General features: G+C 43.4%; 15 protein-coding genes. 11 read left to right on the top strand and 4 right to left on the bottom strand.

Annotated features, from left to right (window positions below):
- The first annotated feature begins 57 nt into the window (after positions 1-57).
- From GGQ95_RS13990 to GGQ95_RS13975, 4 genes are all read left to right on the top strand, one after another.
- Complete coding sequence (locus GGQ95_RS13990) at positions 58-3,012, top strand: SH3 domain-containing protein (protein ID WP_221212115.1); 2,955 nt, start codon at positions 58-60, stop codon at positions 3,010-3,012.
- A gap of 218 nt (positions 3,013-3,230) precedes the next feature.
- Positions 3,231-4,439 carry a polysaccharide deacetylase family protein gene (locus GGQ95_RS13985; protein WP_183186988.1) on the top strand — a complete coding sequence of 403 codons (1,209 nt, stop codon included), beginning with the start codon at positions 3,231-3,233 and terminating at the stop codon, positions 4,437-4,439.
- A 1,633-nt stretch (positions 4,440-6,072) separates the two neighbouring features.
- Positions 6,073-7,014 (top strand): ABC transporter substrate-binding protein, encoded by a 942-nt coding sequence (locus GGQ95_RS13980; protein WP_080860312.1) that lies wholly within the window; start codon positions 6,073-6,075, stop codon positions 7,012-7,014.
- Positions 7,015-7,254: 240 nt separating this feature from the next.
- The gene (locus tag GGQ95_RS13975; RefSeq protein ID WP_183186987.1) at positions 7,255-8,172 is read left to right on the top strand and encodes an S-layer homology domain-containing protein; all 918 of its coding nucleotides are present in this window, start codon (positions 7,255-7,257) and stop codon (positions 8,170-8,172) included.
- An 81-nt stretch (positions 8,173-8,253) separates the two neighbouring features.
- On the opposite strand, the gene GGQ95_RS13970 is transcribed toward GGQ95_RS13975, so the two are convergent.
- A complete protein-coding gene (locus GGQ95_RS13970) occupies positions 8,254-10,185 on the bottom strand; it encodes an S-layer homology domain-containing protein (protein ID WP_183186986.1) in 1,932 nt (643 codons plus the stop codon).
- A gap of 752 nt (positions 10,186-10,937) precedes the next feature.
- On the opposite strand from GGQ95_RS13970, the gene GGQ95_RS13965 reads away from it, so the two are divergent.
- The gene (locus tag GGQ95_RS13965) at positions 10,938-12,251 is read left to right on the top strand and encodes a processed acidic surface protein (RefSeq protein WP_080860316.1); all 1,314 of its coding nucleotides are present in this window, start codon (positions 10,938-10,940) and stop codon (positions 12,249-12,251) included.
- A 1-nt stretch (position 12,252) separates the two neighbouring features.
- A complete protein-coding gene (srtD, locus tag GGQ95_RS13960) occupies positions 12,253-12,849 on the top strand; it encodes a class D sortase, LPxTATN-specific (protein ID WP_080860318.1) in 597 nt (198 codons plus the stop codon).
- A gap of 58 nt (positions 12,850-12,907) precedes the next feature.
- Here the strand turns inward: srtD and GGQ95_RS13955 are convergent, their stop codons facing one another.
- Positions 12,908-13,555, bottom strand: coding sequence for an MFS transporter (locus GGQ95_RS13955; RefSeq protein WP_183186985.1), 648 nt, complete (start codon positions 13,553-13,555; stop codon positions 12,908-12,910).
- A complete protein-coding gene (locus GGQ95_RS13950; protein ID WP_183186984.1) occupies positions 13,530-13,727 on the bottom strand; it encodes a hypothetical protein in 198 nt (65 codons plus the stop codon). The genes GGQ95_RS13955 and GGQ95_RS13950 overlap by 26 nt, the downstream gene beginning before the upstream one ends.
- Before the next feature lie 409 nt (positions 13,728-14,136).
- On the opposite strand from GGQ95_RS13950, the gene GGQ95_RS13945 reads away from it, so the two are divergent.
- From GGQ95_RS13945 to GGQ95_RS13925, 5 genes are all read left to right on the top strand, one after another.
- Complete coding sequence (locus tag GGQ95_RS13945; protein WP_080860322.1) at positions 14,137-14,934, top strand: ABC transporter permease; 798 nt, start codon at positions 14,137-14,139, stop codon at positions 14,932-14,934.
- A 95-nt stretch (positions 14,935-15,029) separates the two neighbouring features.
- Positions 15,030-16,079 (top strand): taurine ABC transporter substrate-binding protein, encoded by a 1,050-nt coding sequence (locus tag GGQ95_RS13940; RefSeq protein WP_080860324.1) that lies wholly within the window; start codon positions 15,030-15,032, stop codon positions 16,077-16,079.
- Positions 16,080-16,097: 18 nt separating this feature from the next.
- On the top strand, positions 16,098-16,946 hold the full coding sequence (locus GGQ95_RS13935; protein WP_082741726.1) for an ABC transporter ATP-binding protein: 849 nt from the start codon (positions 16,098-16,100) through the stop codon (positions 16,944-16,946).
- A gap of 254 nt (positions 16,947-17,200) precedes the next feature.
- Positions 17,201-18,133, top strand: coding sequence for a TauD/TfdA dioxygenase family protein (locus tag GGQ95_RS13930; RefSeq protein WP_183186983.1), 933 nt, complete (start codon positions 17,201-17,203; stop codon positions 18,131-18,133).
- Between the two features lie 193 nt (positions 18,134-18,326).
- Entirely contained in the window at positions 18,327-18,701 is a 375-nt protein-coding gene (locus GGQ95_RS13925; RefSeq protein WP_066150957.1) for a DMT family transporter, read from the top strand.
- A gap of 247 nt (positions 18,702-18,948) precedes the next feature.
- Here GGQ95_RS13925 and GGQ95_RS13920 read toward each other — a convergent pair whose 3' ends face one another.
- Entirely contained in the window at positions 18,949-19,245 is a 297-nt protein-coding gene (locus tag GGQ95_RS13920) for a hypothetical protein (protein WP_183186982.1), read from the bottom strand.
- Positions 19,246-19,330: the final 85 nt, after the last annotated feature.

The following is a 19,330-nucleotide window of genomic DNA, read 5'->3' as shown; positions in this document are numbered from 1 at the left end:
TGATATAATTTGTTTTGTATCACTATAAATCTTACATAATTTTACTGGGGGATTGAGATGTTTGTGAAATTCAAAAAACTTTATAGTGTAGTTGCTGTGTTATTGCTGCTTATTTCCTATGCTTCACCTTCTATTTATGCGTCGGCAGCGACAGATAGTTCTGAACTACCCGCTCCATACATACAGGTCGTGCAAGACGGAACAGCTGTAAAGGAAAGTGAAGACACTCCGCCTATAGGCGAGTTAGCCAAAGGAGCGATTGTCAAAGTTGCCAAGATAGAAGGAGAACACGTTTATTTTCAGTGGGGAAAGGAATTAGCTTATGTCGATGTAGCGTATACACAACGCATCGACCCTCCGTCGCCTGATGACTACTCATACGATTCTGATAACACTAATGACTCGTATGTGCAAATTCAGGAGAAATCGGCCGTTTATTCGCAAAACGGAGAAGTGATTGGATATTTACTTCCAGGCGACACCTATCCCATCTTCCAAGAAACGGACGAAGCCTTTCAAGTCGTGATCGGAAGCCAACTAGCTTATATTCAAAAAACCGCTTCGATTACAAAAACGGAGCAGCCAAGCGATCATCAGCCATCCGAAGCTGATTCCACGACATCAACAGATCCGGCAAACTCAACCGATTCAACAGATTCGGAAAGTTCAAGCAACTTAAACGAAGCTCCTTCAAGCCAGCCAACAGAAACAACACCAGCAAGCCAGCCGGCAGAGTCTGGACAAACAAGTCAACCGCGTGCATCTGTAGCAACGACTGCTGTACAAACAACGGCGTTTACTGCCAGCATCAAATACTTCCAAGTCACAGTCGACAAATTGCCTGTCTACGACAACAGCACGGGTAAGCTCGTTCAAGTTGGCACCTTGGAGAAGGGGCAAGTGTTTCCAAGAATAAAGGATTACGGCGCGAACTGGCATGAAATCCAATTCGGTTCTAAAACCGCTTATGTATTAAAAAGCAGCACCATTCCCGTCAGCTCCGCAAACTTAAAAACTAGCACACAGACGGGCGGCGCAAGCACTTTCACGACAACAGCCGATGCCCCAGTCTATGACAATTCCACTGGCTCACTGATTCAAATCGCTACGATCCAGAAGGGGCTGTCCTATCCGATTATTCGAGACTACGGCAATTGGTATGAAATTTCAATTTCCGGAAGAATCGCTTATATCCATAAAAGTCTCGTGCATGTCGATTTTAAAAGCAGCGACCGCTACTTCTTAGTCGTGAATGGCCCTCTACCAGTCTATGACAATAGCACTGGACAGCTCGTACAGGTGGGCACGCTTGAAAAAGGACAAGTGTTTCCAAGAGTGAAAGATTACGGCGCAAACTGGCATCAGATCAAGTATGGCAGCGGCTATGGATATGTGTTAAAGCAATCCACAGAGCCTGCTACAAGCGCAAGTATCAAAAACTTAAATTCGTTAGCGCCGACTTCGCAATATTTTACGACCATCGCGGATACAGCTGTATATGACAATTCGTCAGGAAGTCTTGTGAAATTTGCGACCATTCAAAAAGGCGTGAAATATCCGATTTTGAAGGACAGCGGCAATTGGTACATGGTTGATGTATCAGGACGAGCTGGATATGTCCATAAAAGCAGCGTCAAGCTTCCGTTCAAAACGACTGACCGTTATTTCGAAGTGATCGAAGATCGCGTGACGGTCTACGATAACAGTACAGGAGCGCTCGTGCCGGTTGCTTACTTGGAAAAGGGACAAGTCTTTCCGCGGGTGAGCGACGGAGGAAATTGGCATAAGATTAAATACGGGCAAAAATTCGGATATGTTTGGAAAGAGTCGACAAGACCTCCATTCCAAATCAATGTAAAAAATGAAAACCAAGGACTTCAGCCGCTAAACCAAACGTTCTTCACGCTCGCTGATGTGCCTGTGTATGACAAATCAACCGGCAGCCTCGTCCGCTTTGCCATCCTTAAGCAGGGACAAAGCTATCCGATCATTCGTGATGAAACAGACGCTGTCGTCATTGATCTGTCAGGGCGAATTGGATATGTTTTAAAAAATGACATTCAAGTCGGCCCAATTTTGCGTTACACACAGTATAACTTAACGCTTGATGAGATGCTGGCTATTCAGATGACGAAAAATCCGCAAACCGATCTGTACAGAAACCAAAAATCGTATGTCCACTCCGCCTATGTTCAAGTACAAAACGCCACAACGTTCCCAACAAAAGGAACGGTTACCGCCACTACCTTGAACGTACGGGAAGGAGCCGGAGAAACTTACTGGATTGTGGGAACATTAAAGCAAGGAGCTGTCGTTAACATTAAAGCGAAGGTGGGCGATTGGTACGAAATCGACTTTGGCCCTTGGAAAAATGCCAAACAAGCGGATGTGCTTTCTTACCTCGATCCAAGCCGCTTTAGTCGCGACAGCAAGGAGTATTTTCAGTTTCTTGTATTATCAGAAACAGCTGGTGTTCCTGTCAGCGATATTAACAACAAAATTTTAGCCAACAAGGGCATCTTATCAGGCAAAGGCCAAGCATTTGTCGAGGCAGCGAAACAGTACCATATCAATGAAATTTATCTCATCTCACACTCTTTATTGGAAACAGGGAACGGAACTTCCGCTTTGGCGAATGGCATCTTAGTCGATAAAGTCGACGGCAAGCCTGTCACTCCAAAAACGGTCTATAATATGTACGGCATTGGCGCTTATGACAGTTGTCCGAATACATGCGGGGCTGAATACGCCTATAAACAGGGCTGGTTTACTCCAGAGGCTGCGATTATTGGAGGCGCTCAATATATCGCCAGCCAATATATCAGCAATCCAACCTATAAACAAGACACGCTGTATAAAATGAGATGGAATCCAGCCAATCCGGGAACCCATCAATATGCAACCGATATCGGCTGGGCCGTCAAGCAAGTGGCCAATATTAGCCGCTTGTATGATTTGATCGATAACTATACATTAATTTTCGATATCCCTGTATACCAGTCAAGCAAATAAAGAAGAAATCCAAAATGAAACCAGTGGAGAAAATCGTGCCGATTTTCTCCACTGGCTTTTTCTGCTGCTTCTAAAACAGCAAGTTTCACGGATTGAAAAGTCGCTCGATAACCCTGGAAGCGACGTGATTTCGAGGTTTGTCAACACATTCGCGTCAGGAAAATGGGAGGAGTCCCCATTCCTATGGCGCTACACATAAGTGGAGGTAGAAGATTTCTATGAAGCGAATATCTTATATAGTGGCAGCGATCTGTATGGCCCTTCTTGCTATAGTAGTCGCAGCCGCCCGCTGGATTCCGCAGCATTTTGAGAAAAAGATCGAAGCGACAGACGATCGTACGTTTTTTTGTCGTAAAGTTCACGGTCGGCTTGAACCAGCCGGGAAATTGTATAAAAATCAGCCTTTTTATGCGATACAATACAACAAAAATTGGTATGTGACTGAAATTGGCGGCAAGCCATACTATATTTATCAACAGCGAGTGAAAGAGCTGAATCGTTCGTTTACTCTTTCACCGCTCGCATCACCAAAAGCGATTCAAACGGTTCGTCCAAAAGAAAACATCTGGGTCTATCAAGCCCCCCGCTTCGGCCAGCCGATCGGCGTCCTTTATAAAAATACGCCTGTTCAAGTGACCGCAACCCATGGAGATTGGTATCAAATCATGTTTGCCGGCACTACCGCCTATATTCATAAAAAACAGGTAGCCGGATTAGCCACTGCGGTGCCTATTATTGTCTATCATCATATCTTAAAAGAAAAAGAAAATCGAAAATATCATAATCCGACAGTGGTAAGCTATGAGGAATTTTCCAAACAAATGAAATTGCTGCATGATGATGGCTACCATACGATCACTCTTCATGATCTTGAAGACTTTGTTAAAGGGAAAAAGGACTTGCCTGCTAAAAGCATTATGATTCATTTTGATGATGGATTAAAAACCAATTACGTGTATGCCTATCCAGTGCTTAAAAAATACGGACTGCACGCAGCTGCCTTTTTAATCACAAGCCGAAACAGCCGTCCGTTGAAGCCATTTAACCCTGATGATTATCAGTTCTTGAACTGGAAGGAGATTGCGAAAATGGGCGATGTGTTCGAATTTGCGAGCCATACGCACGCTCTGCATAATCGCGGCAAAGACGGCATTGGCAATTTGGTTAAAGTGCCAGCAGCGACTGTCAAAGCAGATTTACTGAAAAGCCGGCAGTTGCTTCATGGAACGACTTATTTTACGTATCCGTTTGGCCAGTATAAGCCGGAAACGATCGGCATATTAAAACAAACAGGGTTTACACTAGCCTTCACAACGAAGATCGGGACGGTGAAGCCTGGCGATGATCCATATCAATTAAAGCGCCATGGCATCACTCCAGACATGACGCTCGACGAGTTTAAAAAAGTCATTCAAGTGGTCGAATAGAGGCTTTTTGGCCTGCCGCACTCACCGTCATAACCGACGCGAAAATCATGCGGCAGCACAAGAAGCCTTTTTTACTGTTGCGAAGATTCCATGTCACTGAAACCATTTTCTAAGCCATTTATTCCATTTTAACAATGATCATTTACCGTACAGGAAGCAAAATCTCGGTATCGCCTTTAGGGGTTAGACACGAAATCCGACAAAAACCGACATATTCTTTCATTTTCTTGATGATGGACACCATTGACACTCTATTTGAACAAAGATGATGTATATGATGACAGAAGACAGATCAAGGCGGACTTGCCGATTGCCGAAAAATCTGCTTCTGTATGCCAAAGTACAAACCGGTCTTTGTTTGATAATAACCTCTACAATATATACATTATTAAAAATGTGGTCGGCAATGGACCCTTTTATCATATATCCACAATATAAGTCAATATCTTTCTTTCGACAAAAATCATCATTATTCAGTCAGCGTTGATTCATAAAAATAAAAAAAAAGACCAGGCATATTCGCCTGGCGAAAAGCTGTTGGGTAACCATGAACTTCAGTTGGTAGCCTCATCAATGGTTTACCCACCAAAATCTTACCGTAATTACATTATAAAAATTTTGTCGAATTTTGTCTAGGTATTTTGTCGAATAAAGAATATTTTGTCGAATAATGTCGTAATTTTTTTCTAAAATGCCATAACCCTTCCTCTATATGAACATTATTCCTCATTTTTATCAATATTAAACACGTTTTTCTCGTGCGCTGTTCCTTATTTTTCCATTACACTTGCTTATATCCGTCATCGGGCAAGACAGCATAGCTACATAGGTCTTGCTTGTGCGCTCGCCAAAGCTCAGCCTTTTTGACACTTTGTTGTCCCAATCATCCGAAAGCAATAGAAGTTTATTCTTTACTGTCCACGTTGTTACATACATGACATATTCTACATTTCCTCTTTAGAATCCTTCTTCAGTCGGACAAAGCAAAGAAAACAAAACAGCAAGCCACCAGAACAAATCATTGCCCTTCTCCTGTCGGAATCGCTCTTAGGGAACACCCCCCACTCTGTTTAGAGGCGGGAGACTTTTCGATGGATGATGTTACATACTTTATGAAAATCATGTGAGTGTCCATCCCATGGGATTGAATGAATCACAACTGTATATAATTTTCAATTTAAGTGCTTATGCGTGTTGCAACACGTTTCAACTTATCTAGCGGAGTGAAATGACTCTTTAGTTGAATGGGCAAGTATGGCGCTTGGATGTGACCGAGACAAGTCCGTGATTTGCCGCCAATCGTCGAAAAAATCAAATTCCGCTTTTTGAGTCGGCCCTATGTTCCATCTTCTTATTCGATCTAGCTCATTCGCCAAGGGCTCCAATACCGAAATCATTAAGCATTTATATATAGAGAAAAAGATTATGCAAAAAGTCCTATAAAAACTTCCATACCAACCATCCTGTTACGCATACATCCATCCAAGGTGACGAGGACAAAAAAGGTAACGTTGCCGCTGTTTTATGGAGTTTGTCCAAAATAACTTCTGGATCCTGTCTATGGATGAGTGAAAAGACCCACTTATAATTATTAATGATAATCATTATCATTATAAAACAGGGGGGCTCATTTATGAAAAAACGGAAGTGGCTTTATCGTAGCTTTATTGCTCTACTTATTGCGCTCTTAGCCATTGGTGGAGTGCAATCACCAGCCGCGGCAGCGACCAGCAAGACGACCAAAATTAAATATCTTGGAAAGACGTATACCGTTCCTGTGCCAGCGAAAAGAATCGTGATCACCGGAAGCATGGAAACGATGGAAGATGCCCTTGTGCTAGACGTGAAGCCGACTGGGGGCATCACGGTTGGCGGTAAGTTTCCAAGTATGTTCAAAAAAATTACCGGTTCTACGGTATCCATTGGTGAAAAAACCCAGCCAAACATGGAGGCCATCGTCAAGTTAAAACCAGATGTCATTTTAGCCTCGACCAAATTCCCGAAAGATGTGCTGAACAAATTGCAAAAGATTTCTACTACCATTCCCGTCTCCCACATTTCGACAGATTGGGAAGCCAATTTACGACTGCTCGCTACATTAACGGGAAAGAAACAACAGGCAGAGAACATCATCAAAAGCTACAAAACTCAACTGGCAACGGCTAAGAAAAAGTTAGGCACGAAGCTGAAAGGGAAAAAAGTGGTGGCGATCCGAATTAGAAATGGCAACATTATGATTTATCATAAGGATGTGTTTTTCAACCCTACGCTGTATAGAGATTTAGGATTGACGGTGCCAAACGAGATTAAAAAGGCGAAATCTCAGGAAGTGATGTCTCTTGAGAAATTCAGCGCCATGAACCCGGACTATATCTTTGTTCAATTCTCGACAGACGAAAACAAGAATAAGACGGATGCCTTGAAGCAGCTGCAAAAAAATCCGATTTGGCAAAATATCAAAGCGGTGAAAAATAAGAAAGTGTTCGTCAACGTGGTGGATCCGCTGGCACAAGGCGGCACAGCATGGAGCAAAACGAATTTCTTAAAAGCCGCTGTACCGATGCTCAGCAAATAATAGAATGTTTTCACACGCTTTATGCAGACCAACTTTGGAAACAGTCTTGGGAACATCCTTTATGGCATGTTCAAAGTCTTTATGTATTTTCTGGAATGAATCGATGAATGGGCATGAAAAATCACAATCTATGAACATTCCGATTTTATTTTCCAATAAATTCTTACTCTTTTCAAACTCTCAGCTTCTCTTTATAATGAAATTCGACAAATATATCTAACGATTACACAGGGGGTCAAAATGAAACGTTTATTTCTTCGCGCATTGTTATTTTGTCTAGCCGTGGCATTCGTGTTGCCGGCAAATCTCACATCCGCAGCTGGTTCATTTTCCGATGTCAATTCCAGCTACTGGGCCTATAATGAAATCAACTATTTAGCCAGCAAAAAAATTATCAACGGGAAAAATGGAAAGTTCCTTCCGGAGGACTCCATTAAGCGCATGCAAGCTGCTGAAATGTTAGTGAAAGCATTAGGGCTCGATACAAAAAACCGCCCAAATCCTAATTTCAAAGATCTTAAACCAGGCGATTACGGATATGAGTATGCAGCAACACTTGCAGACGAAGGCATCATGACAGGAAGCAACGGCTATTTCAAGCCTTGGGACACGCTAACAAGAGGACAAATGGCAAAAATCCTTGCTGAAGCCTATCATTTAGATTATGCCTTCGGCTCAGAATTTGACGATGTTGATGTCGAAAGCTGGTTGTACGATTATGTTTCTTGCCTTGTTGATAACAACATTACAACAGGATATTCCGATAATACGTACCGTCCAAATGCTCCTTTGAAGCGTTCACAGTTTTCCGCATTCATGGCAAGAGTACTAGATGACTCATTTAAGCAGGCCGTATTGTTAAAAGCCGTCAGCTATCATTTCGAAGAAGATGGTAGCTTAACTCTTACAGTGGAAGCGAAAAACAACTTCTCTTATCCTGTTGAAGTCAACGATTCGCTTGTATTGGTAACCAGCAATGGCGAATGGATTGCTAGCGGATTGTTTGAATTCGAGTCAAACGAAGTTTATTTAAATGCCAAACAATCGAAACAGCTCGAGCTCAACTTCCCATCTGCCAATTTCTATGATACGTTGGATCCAGCAACGAATTTAACTAATATCACTCTATACGCTCAAACCACTATTACAAAAAAATAACCGAACGATAAAAGAGCGCCTTCAAGGGCGCTCTTTTATCGTCGGAAGCAAAAGGCTTTCGCCGCCTTCTCGCCAACGATTTTATCCTTTGTCGACCGCCTGCAATGAACGATTAACAAAGGCCGCAAACTGCGCACGGGTCGTTCGTTCATATGGACGAAAAAGTCCGCTAGCCTTGGTCACTTGATTCGCTAACAATGTGGCGATGTACGGCCTTGACCATTGCGTCGAGGCAATATCTTGAAAACGAACGTCATCTTCTCCGGTCAGATGATACGCATTCACTAAAATTTTCGCCATCTGCTCTCTCGTTAAAGGAGCTTGCGGATGAAAACGCCCGTTGGAGCCGCTAAAAATCCCCTCATCGATAACGGTTGCAATGATTTCATACCCGTATTGTCCCGGTTTGACATCTTGCAGCTGCGGATTCGGCCGATTTTTTGTGCTTAATCCAAGCGAACGGACAATCATGGCAGCGGCTTGCAGACGGCTAACAGGCGCTTCCGGTTTAAATATTCCATCCTTATATCCTGTAATGCCTCCTAAGCTTACTAAATTCTCAATGTCCGCCTTTGCCCAATAACGCGTCGGCACATCTTTAAATGGGGTCATAGGAAGGACTGAAGCGCTCTTTTTAGGATCTTTAATTGAAATCATGATCGTATAGCCGGCCGTTTTTACTCCGCTTTGAGCATTTCTGCCTGCGCGATAGGAAGCCGTTAGCTTATAGCTTCCTACAGGGGTATTTTTCGGAAGTGTGAACGCAAATTTTTCTGGATAGCTATCTCCTTTTGGTACAAGACCCACTACATACTTTTCATAAGAGGCTCTCACTTTTCCTGAAGGATCGGTTAGCTCGACTCGCATCGTCCCGCGCGAAATCACATTTCCGTTGTTCTTGGCTTTCATTGTTCCATATACAACATAATCGCTCTGACGCGGATAGGCCCGGACATCGGTTAATGTCATCGCTACTTTACGGCCGATTGGGTGCGATACAGCTAATGGCTGCGCCGTCCAGCGAACACTCTCATTGACCAACGTTTTTAAATCTTCACCGCCATTCAAATCATCCCATGCTTTCCCTTTGACCTCCAGCCGTCCAGCAGGATTCTTTTCCTCCCACTCATGAGATAGACGCTCATCGACCGTTATATAATCCAATAGCTGAAACCCAAACCAAACCGCTTTCCCTTTTCCGTATTCAATCGCATAAGCCGCTCCTGTCTTAGGAGGTGTATGCTCGGGCACAGAGGAATAACCGATCGTCTCATACTGCAAAATGGGGGTAGCATAACGATTATTAGAATAAGGCTTTATGATTTCAACCCATGTCGGCTGGTACTTGCCGAAGCGGCGATTTTCAAGAAGCAGGCTTGTCTTTCCTAATCGTTTTAACGTATTTGTGACAATGGGGTGGCTTCCTGCCGCTTTGATCGTAAAGTTGCCAAGGGCTACATCGTTCACAAAGGCGGATTGAAAGACCTCGCTCAAATTGTCCCATTCCCAAATCCATGTTTTCGTCTCGTAAATCACCGGAGTTACATCCAAATCTGTCTCTTTATACGGATAACGTGCGCTGTCATTCCTCGCCATGGCAAACGCAAAAATCGCTCCGCCGCCATTTTTGATATATTCCTTCACTGCTTGACGTTGCTGTCTTGACATCATGACGGTATTCGGGAAAAACAGCAAATCAAATGTCGCCAGTTGCTTTGGATCGCTTAACTGCGCATCATGGACGCGTTCCACCTGATATCCTAATCCTTCAAGCAATAACTGGGCTTTGATTCGTTTATTTTTAATCGACGAGCCGATCAGCTTTGGCTGAATATAAGTCCCGTTGGAATAACCGCCCGCCCTTTCAATGAAAGCATAGCTTTCGCTGAGCTGTGAAACAACGAGGCCGACGCGCACGTTTTCCTCCGCGTGCACGTGTCCAGCCTGCCAAAATCCCATATAGATCAAGACAGCCAACCATACAAAAACAACATGCCGCAAACCTTTATTCATTCTATTCCCCTCCCTCTTCAACACTCTCTTACATTTATTTATATCGTCCAAATTTGTCAAAACTTAACGAATCATACCAATTTCATGATAGGAGTGAAAACATATGAATCAATATGTCCCAGCTATTAAGAAAAACATTCCCCACAAAGGAAAAGGGAAGGATTTGTTCATTTTCACAAAAAATGATCAGGTGTGTTGATGATCTAATAAAAGCCCATTGACATTGCTTGGTGTCTAGCTCAATCATTCCATATTTTTAGTAAAATAATAATCATCAACACTTGTGAAAAATGATAGGGGGCAGCTTGTGGATGGAACGAACCGGCTTCGGAAAGCAACAAGCCGAAGTCAAAAAACCTGAAAGCAGAGCATTCCCACCATTTCTTATTGATTCATCATCCCCACTATGGTAACATATGTTCTTGTGCTGTCTTTCTCGCAGATGAACCTCTCCCGCCGACTTTCGGTGTGTACGTGATATTCATACAGGATGATTTCACAGCCTTCTTCCCCATGCCGGCTATTCTTCAAATTGATGAAAGCATCTTGTTGATCGCGATTTTCTATCTGCATCACCATCTGGCAGGCACCGTTGCGCTATTTTTATTCACGTCGACTTCCTTCAAAATGATTAGTTATACATAATTTCAATTTAATTACATTAATGTTACATTTTTTTAGATTTCAGAACATTTTGCGTTCGTTTATACTTATCACGTAATCATTACAACAACATAGGGGGTTACTTACACATGAGAAAAAAATTCATTCCTTTCGCTTTGGCTACATCGCTCGCCATCGCGGCATGTCCTGTTTCTGCTTTTGCCATGGATTCCCGCGATCCAGAGCTGCAAAGCTATTTGAATGAAATCGGCATGACAGTCGAAGAATTGGAGGAATACTTAGCAGACTCTTACGATTATACGCTTGATGATTTTGACAGCGTCGACGAACTCCGCGCTGAGCTCGGTGATGCGCTGACAGAAGAGAACTTGGCGCAATTGCTGAACGAATACGGAATGACCGAAGACGAACTTAAACAAATGCTGATTGACAATGGTGAACTCGAACCAAACCAACCAATCACCGATGTGTTTAAATTTTACAACGAGCTGGCTGATTATGTCGAATTTTTCCATGACTATTCGACTCCAATTACAGATGAAACATTAAACCAATTTTTGCAAGAGCGCCATATGACAAAAGAGCAATTGCTGACACTGTTAAAAAAACATGGAGAATCTTTAGAAGATTACAGCTCCATTGGGGATTTAGCAGATGCCGTAGACTATTATCAAAGCCTCACTCCGCTTACTGAAGAAGCGTTAAATGAATTTTTAAGCGGGCTTGGTTTAACGAAGCAGCAGCTGGAGAAGCTTTTAGCCGCTCACGGTGATTCATTAAGCCATTATACGACTGTCGAAGAGCTGGCAATGGCTGTCGTGGATTATCTAATGCCTGACTTGGATGAGCTTGGTCTGACAAATGACGAATTGGAAAAATTATACAATCATTTCGGATCGTTAAATCTTGAAGATCCACAATTCGCAAGCAAAATGGAGGAAATCGGAGAACGCTTAGCCGCCATTGGCGCGTACGATTTTACAAGCGCAACCGAATTGTCTCCTGCTCAATTAGCGGAAATTGCCGATGTTCTTCATGACATGCTTGACCTGTTTGAGCTGGATGTTCAATTTTACCTAACAAAAGCTGGCGAGAAAAAACCATTAAGCTTATCGTCATTGCTGACTCTTGAATCGACCAATGGCTATGACCTTCTCATCGAAATTTACAACAAGCAAGGAGAAATGCTTGCTGATTTTGTGTTGACAGCCGATATGTTCAATTCCGATCTATTTGAAGAAGTCGGAAATGATGTGAAACAAGGCGGAAAAGTGGTACAAATCCAAAAACAACTTAAACCAAAACCAGTCAAGAGAACGGAAACAGGAGCCAAGCTGCCAAAAACGGCTGCTCCTTATGCGGCAAACATGCTAGCTGGCGTTGCTCTTGTGGCCATTGGAGCCTTTTTATTCCGAACTCGAAAAGGAGCAGACAGCAAATAAAATGCGAAAACGAACCATCGCCCGCTTTTTCGGTATCATCCTGATGGCGGCTGGTCTTTTGTTGATCTTATTCTATGGATACAAATGGGAAAAAGGCATTCATGCCTCTAAACCGATCCCAACCAAAACAGCAGACGCAAAACCAGCTGTATCGGCTAAAGCCGCACATGTCGTCTACCGTCATCCTCCAAAAACTGGAGAGCAAATGGGGGAGCTTCTCATTCCCAAGCTAAACGCCGCATTGCCGATCTATCACGGCACGAACGAAGACGAGCTTGAGAAGGGCGTCGGCCATTACGCTGGAAGCGTCCTTCCCGGTGAGCCAGACAACTGTGTGCTCGCTGGCCATCGCGACACCGTCTTTCGCAGGCTTGGTGACGTGGGAAAAGGAGATCTCCTCATTGTCAAAACCGAAGCTGGTGAGTTTACTTATAAAGTCCGCAAAGTGCGGATTGTCGACGCCAATGACCGGACCGTCATTGTGCCAAAACCAAAAGCTACGTTGACCGTTTCCACGTGCTATCCGTTTCACTATATTGGAGCGGCTCCAAAACGGTATGTACTTGTCGCCAATCTTGTGAAAACAGAAAAAACATGAGGGTTCCGCCAACAAACAAAGCACGATCCGCATGAAAAAACAGCGGCTTTATTCTTCGTTAGCCTATGTAAAACCGGAGCGGCCATTCCGCATGTGGAAACAGCTGCTCCGGTTTTTTCTTGCTTGCGCTAAATGAAGGGTCGTACGAAACAACGCGGTCTGCTATGCGATCCACTCCTATTTCAAGCGCATGGCAACTCCCTATTCCTTTTCCATGTCGCCTCTTCGTCCGTCCTGCCGCTGCGTCTTCCTCCATAATGATGACTTCGCATAAGCGATGACGCTGACCGGCAAAAGCAATAGCCCTGAAAAAACAAACACGATGGAGGCACCGAACGTATCGGAAAGCCATCCCATAATCAAAGAGGAAATTCCAAATATAGCGGTGGATATTGTTCCAATTGAAGTATAGACAGCAGCCAATGACAGCCGATAAAATAAGCGCCAGCACCGGAATTCGCGTCATCCCTACCCCAATCGTCGCCATGCCAGACACAAGCGAACTCCATGCCATCAACGCTGCCCGTCGCCGGTCCACCCATAAAGGAAATTTTACGCATAATAAGCTGCCGAGCATCAGGCCAATCAAGGAAGCGCTGTTTAGATACCCCCACCATATTTCCTGCACGTTTAACATCTCTTGTACGTACACCATTAATATGGCAGCGATCCAAACAGAGCTAGAAGCCGTTTCTAAACATTCCATGACCGCAATCGCTTTTAATGCCGGTATCGCAGCAATCGTTTGCCAGCCTTGCGTCAGCTGATCCCGTCATGCGGTAAATCGTCGCCATCACACCGACAATATAAAGCACATCACCAATATTGGCCAATGATTGGCCCAGCATCAGCACTAGAAAATGCCGTTCTATGTTCAAATAAGATCCCCCATTTTTCTTAGTAATGATAGAAAACGTGGGAGAATATTTAAATTGGACGACTTGCCATATTCCCTTGCTCCTTTACCATCATGCCAACCCACAACAGCTTGGGGGATCAAAAGCTGTCGCACTGGCAGTCATCTTGATCGTTGCAAATGAAAAAATCCATTCTCATCTTTAAGTTGTATTTTATATTAGGTTCACATTTTATTTCTACGCAAAATTTGCTGCGTATTTCCCAATTTTAAAAATGAGCAGCATGTTCCTTCTTTAATTTAACGCAAAAAAATATTGACAAAGCAAAAACCACTTGCTACCATATTTCCAAGTAATCATATAGGAATTTACAATTTTATTGCTTCCTTGAACGAAAGGAACGTTAAATTTTAAAGAAGGGAGATGACCAATGGGACCAAGATCTACATATAAGAAGCATGTGCTTGCTAGAGGGGTTTCTTTCATCAGCGTCGCCTTCATACTTATGATTTGGACAGTCAGCACCCATTTCAAATGGGTCGATCCTGTATTTCTTCCATCCCCTCAATCTGTATGGCAAACGTTTTTAGAATTACTAAGAGAAGGATATAAAGGCATTTCGTTAAGCTCTCATATACTCGATAGCTTATACCGGCTTTTTATCGCTTTAATCCTAGCCTTGTTCACAGCTGTACCGTTAGGGATTTTCTGCGGGATCTCCAAATACGTCCTTGCATTTTTTGATCCCATCATTGAATTTTACAGACCGCTCCCGCCGTTGGCTTATTATGCTTTGCTTGTTTTATGGCTAGGAATTGATGATCGATCAAAAGTAGCCCTGCTATTCTTAAGCGCCTTTGCTCCTCTGTTTCTTGCAACGGTGGCCAGTGTGCAGAGGGTGCCGCAAGATCGAATCAACGCAGCACGATCTTTAGGAGCTACCAAACCGAAAGTCCTTTTATATATCATCTTGCCATCCTGCTTGCCAGACATCATAACCGGTTTGCGCACCGCCATTGGGGTTACATATGCTACGCTGGTCGCAGCTGAAATGGTGGCCGCTACTTCAGGCATCGGATGGATGGTATTAGATGCTAGCAAATATTTGCGGAGCGACATCGTCTTTGTCGGAATCATTCTAATGGGAGGAATCGCTATTCTTATGGATAGCCTCATCCGATTGTACCAGCACTTGCAATTCTCTTGGGTGGGGAAACAAGACTCATAAGCGATCATCATCGCTGATAAACTTTGATTTCACACAAAAAGACAGAATAGTGGAACGAATAATAATCAATCATAAGCAACGGGTGGAGGGAAAAAATGAAGCTTCAATGGAAATCAAATACGTTATTGCTAATTTTTCTGCTCATGCTAACAAGCGCCATCATCGGCTGTTCCAAGCAAGACACCGCGACAACAGCTGCCCAAAACACGGCATCAAGCCATGAGCCTAAGGAAATCAAGCTAGGATACCAAGTGTCGCCAAACGGGGAGCTTTTAGCCAAAGCATTAGGGCTGCTTGAAAAAAAATATCCCCACATTCAAATTCGGTGGATCAAATTTGATTCCGGCCGGGATGTAAATAATGCCATGGCAAGCGGGAGCATTGATTTCGGTCTTGTCGGCACCCCTCCGGGATCTATCGGCATCGCTAACAAGCTGCCTTATAAAGTGTATTATCTTCACGATATGATCGGTGAAAGTGAAGCGCTCGTGGTCAAAGAATCTTCTGGCATCCAATCATTGCATGACTTAAAAGGAAAGAAAATTGCGACTACATTTAGTTCCACCTCTCACTTTAGCTTGCTCGGAGCCTTAAAAGAAGCAAGCATTGATCCGAAAAAAGAGCGAATCACCTTGCTTGATATGCAGCCGCCTGATATTTACGCTGCTTGGCAACGGGGGGATATCGACGGCGCTTATATTTGGCAGCCGACACAGACAAAGCTTATCAATGAAGGCGGACGCGTAATAATCACCTCCAATGACCTAGCACAAAAAGGCGTGGTAACCGGAGAATTTGGAATTGTCAATAAAGAGTTCGCTCAAAAATACCCTGACATTGTAAAAGGTTATATTTCTGTTCTAGATGAAGCGGTACATTATTATCACAGCCAGCCGGAGCAGGCTGCTCAAGTACTTTCGAAGGAACTGGGATTGTCCCCTGATGAAAGCTTAAAAACCATGAAGCAAATTATTTGGCTGGACGCTTCGCAGCAAAAAGACTTTTTTGGTGAACCAAATCAACCAGGAAAATTAGCCAAAATATTAAAAGACACGGGAGATTTTATGGCTAAACAAAAAAACATACCATCTTCTCCTAGTCTGGACGTTTATCAAAAAGCATTATTAAGCGAGCTTTATCAATAAAGAATGGAGAGGGATGTTATGCAGACTAGTGCGCCAACGACCGCACATTCGTCAATGGCTCATAACCGCAATCCGACATTGATCGAGTTAAAAAATATTCGTTTAGCTTATTCGCAAGAACATCACGATACGCCCATATTGGATGATATCAATCTTCAACTGGATGCCGACGACTTTGTGTGCCTGCTGGGCCCATCAGGCTGTGGCAAATCTTCATTATTAAATATATTGGCAGGATTTCAGACACCAACCGCCGGCGAAGTAATGATTGACAGCCAGCCTCACACCGGTCCAAGCGCCAAAGTAGGGGTTGTCTTTCAACACCACAACTTGTTTCCATGGATGACCATCGCCAAAAATATTGAGTTTGGTTTAAAGATGAAAGGAGTGGAAAAATCCGAACGAAAAAAACTCGTTTCGGATTATTTGAATCTGGTAGGATTAGAGTCTTCCGCTCATCTGCTGCCTTATCAGCTCTCTGGAGGCATGAAGCAGCGGGCAGCGATCGCTAGAACACTAGCTACCGATCCGCAGGCCATTTTAATGGATGAACCGTTTAGCGCACTGGATGCTTTAACACGGGAAAATATGCAGGCTCATCTACTTGAACTTTGGCAAAAAACCAAAAAATGCATCTTTTTCATTACTCATGATGTAGAGGAAGCCCTTTTGCTGGGCAGAAGAATTTTAGTCATGCACGCCAATCCTGGAAGAATGGTAGTCGATTTGCAAAACCCGCTATCGTCATACCGCCAGTCTATTCAAGAACTCAAGCATTTGAAGGAATTTCATGATCTGCGATCTTATTTAATTTCTGCAATTAGAAATAAAGAAGTGAACAGTCCAAGGTTGGGCTGGTTGAGATAAAGTAAAAGCTTTCGACCATTCTCTTAATCTCGTATAGCTTTTGGACGGTCGGACACTCACACGACAAACCGCCCTAAGTACTATGAATAAGCTCATTCTCATTGGGCATTCACATGAAAAAGTCAAGTTCACAGATTGGCCTCCGACCTCCCTTTTTCCAAGATGATTCGTTCCATCTGATTCATGTTTCCGGCAGGCTTTATGATTGCTTTATGTTCAGAGTCATAGATCAATATTTGAAAGGAGCATATTGAATGTCTAATGTAAATACTCGTTATCCCCGTCCCTTGAAATTTGAAAATCGTGATGATCATGTAGGTCCGCGTATTTTACGCCGTCTCCCTGAAGGTGTAGAAGAACAGCCCTATACACTGTTTGAAGTCAAACCGTTAAGTCCGATCATAGGCGCGGAAATCAGTGGTATCGATTTAAGAACCCCTGTTACACCGGAGCTGCAGACAGAACTTAACCGCGCCCTCTTGGAATGGAAGGTTCTCTTCTTTCGCAATCAAAACATCACAAGCGAACAACAGCAAGCCTTTGCCCGGCTATGGGGCGAATTGGAAGTTCACCCGTTCTATCCTGTCGAAAAAGGTCAATCGAAGGAAGTGGTTCGCTTTGCGAGAAATCATAAGCAAGGAGGATATGAAAACATTTGGCACGCAGATGTGACTTTCCGAATCAATCCGGCTAAAGCGGCCGTATTAAGGCTTATTGAAGCTCCGCCGATTGGCGGTGACACGCTGTGGGCCGATATGGCCGCCGCATACGACAATCTGCCTGATGAAATAAAGGAACGTATTGATGGCCTTACGGCGATTCATGATTTCACTCCTGCATTTAGCCATTTGCTGACGCCAGAGGAATTAGCGATAAAGCAACAAGAGTTTCCGCCTGTTGAACATCCGGTCGTCCGCACTCATCCGGAAACAGGCCGGAAAACATTGTTTGTCAATCCTTCCTTTACAACGCAGATCGTCGGGCTGGAACCAGAAGAAAGCGAGCAGCTGCTTCAATATTTGTTCCGTCAAGCTCACGTTCCCGAGTATCAAGTACGCTTCCACTGGGAAAAAGACTCGATCGCCTTCTGGGATAATCGCGCCACTCAGCATTACGCTGTTTCCGATTATTATCCGCATCCTCGCAAAGCAGAGCGCGTAGCCATCGTTGGCGATCGGCCATTTTAAAATAAATAAAACGAATGGAATCCATTTTGGTTCCATTCGTTTTATTTATGAAAGTTACCGTTATTCAGCGGTTTCTTATCGACCTTTTTTATTGTATAATATTTCCATGAATGATCCCTATACATACTTTGTCTGATGGAAAACGCTTGTATGATTTTATTTCGTCATTACTTTAAAGAAAGAAGGAGAGTTTATGAGCTGGTTTTTTCTATTATTAGGAATCATCTCGGAAGTAATGGGTACTACTTCAATGAAAATGTCGCAAGGATTTGCCAAACTGATCCCTTCTATTTTCATGTTTGTTTTTTACGGAACCAGCCTGACTTTCGTAACGCTGGCGCTCAAAAAGATTGATGTCAGCATCGCTTATGCCATTTGGTCTGGACTTGGCACAGCCATTATCGCCGCAATCGGAATCCTATTCTTCAAAGAGTCTTTTTCTTTATTCAAGCTCTTAGCCATCCTTCTCATTATCATCGGAGTCGTGATGCTCAATATGAGCGGGGAAGCGCATGGAACTGAAGCCGCTTCATCATACGCACCTATGAAAAAAAATGGTGAACAATAACACGAGCTGTTTCCCATTTTTTCGCTGCTAAAAGAGAACGCCATGTCTCAATGATGCCCATGCCGTTTTCATTCCCCATCGAATTAGGTTATCGAATTAGGTTCGGCGTTTTTCTATTCACTTTCGTCCCTACCCAAACAAGCTCCTTGGAGGAGGCCCTCTCCAAGGAGCGGCTTCTATTCTCAAATGATCTCAAGAACGTGAGAGAATTTTCACGAGATTGCAGAAATCCCCTTTGATCCAACAGCTATTGAATGATGATCTTTCCCATATGCTTGACGCGCTCCAGCAACGCAAACAGCCTTGAATAGCCATCTTGGATCGTTTTCTCATTTTTTATATGATTGTAAAGTCCTACACCAAAATAGGTGTCTTTATAGAAGCCGATAAAATAATCGCCCGATTTCATTTGATGCGCCTTTTCATCGCTTAATTCACGATCGACAAACGCCAAATACACTTTCTCTGATTCAATAAATACAAACGGAACAGGAGATTGCAAATAAATGTCAGCATACGGCGGCTTGGCCGCTTCTTTTAACATTCTTCAGTCGAGAAGTCTCCCACTTCTAAATCTTGCGAAGCTTGATGAAAGTGGGAGATGAATCGACTTCGGACAAGGACAGGCT

The sequence above is a fragment of the Anoxybacteroides rupiense genome (genome assembly GCF_014196195.1).
Lineage (GTDB): Bacteria > Bacillota > Bacilli > Bacillales > Anoxybacillaceae > Anoxybacteroides > Anoxybacteroides rupiense.
This window is presented reverse-complemented; position numbering and strand designations above follow the sequence as displayed.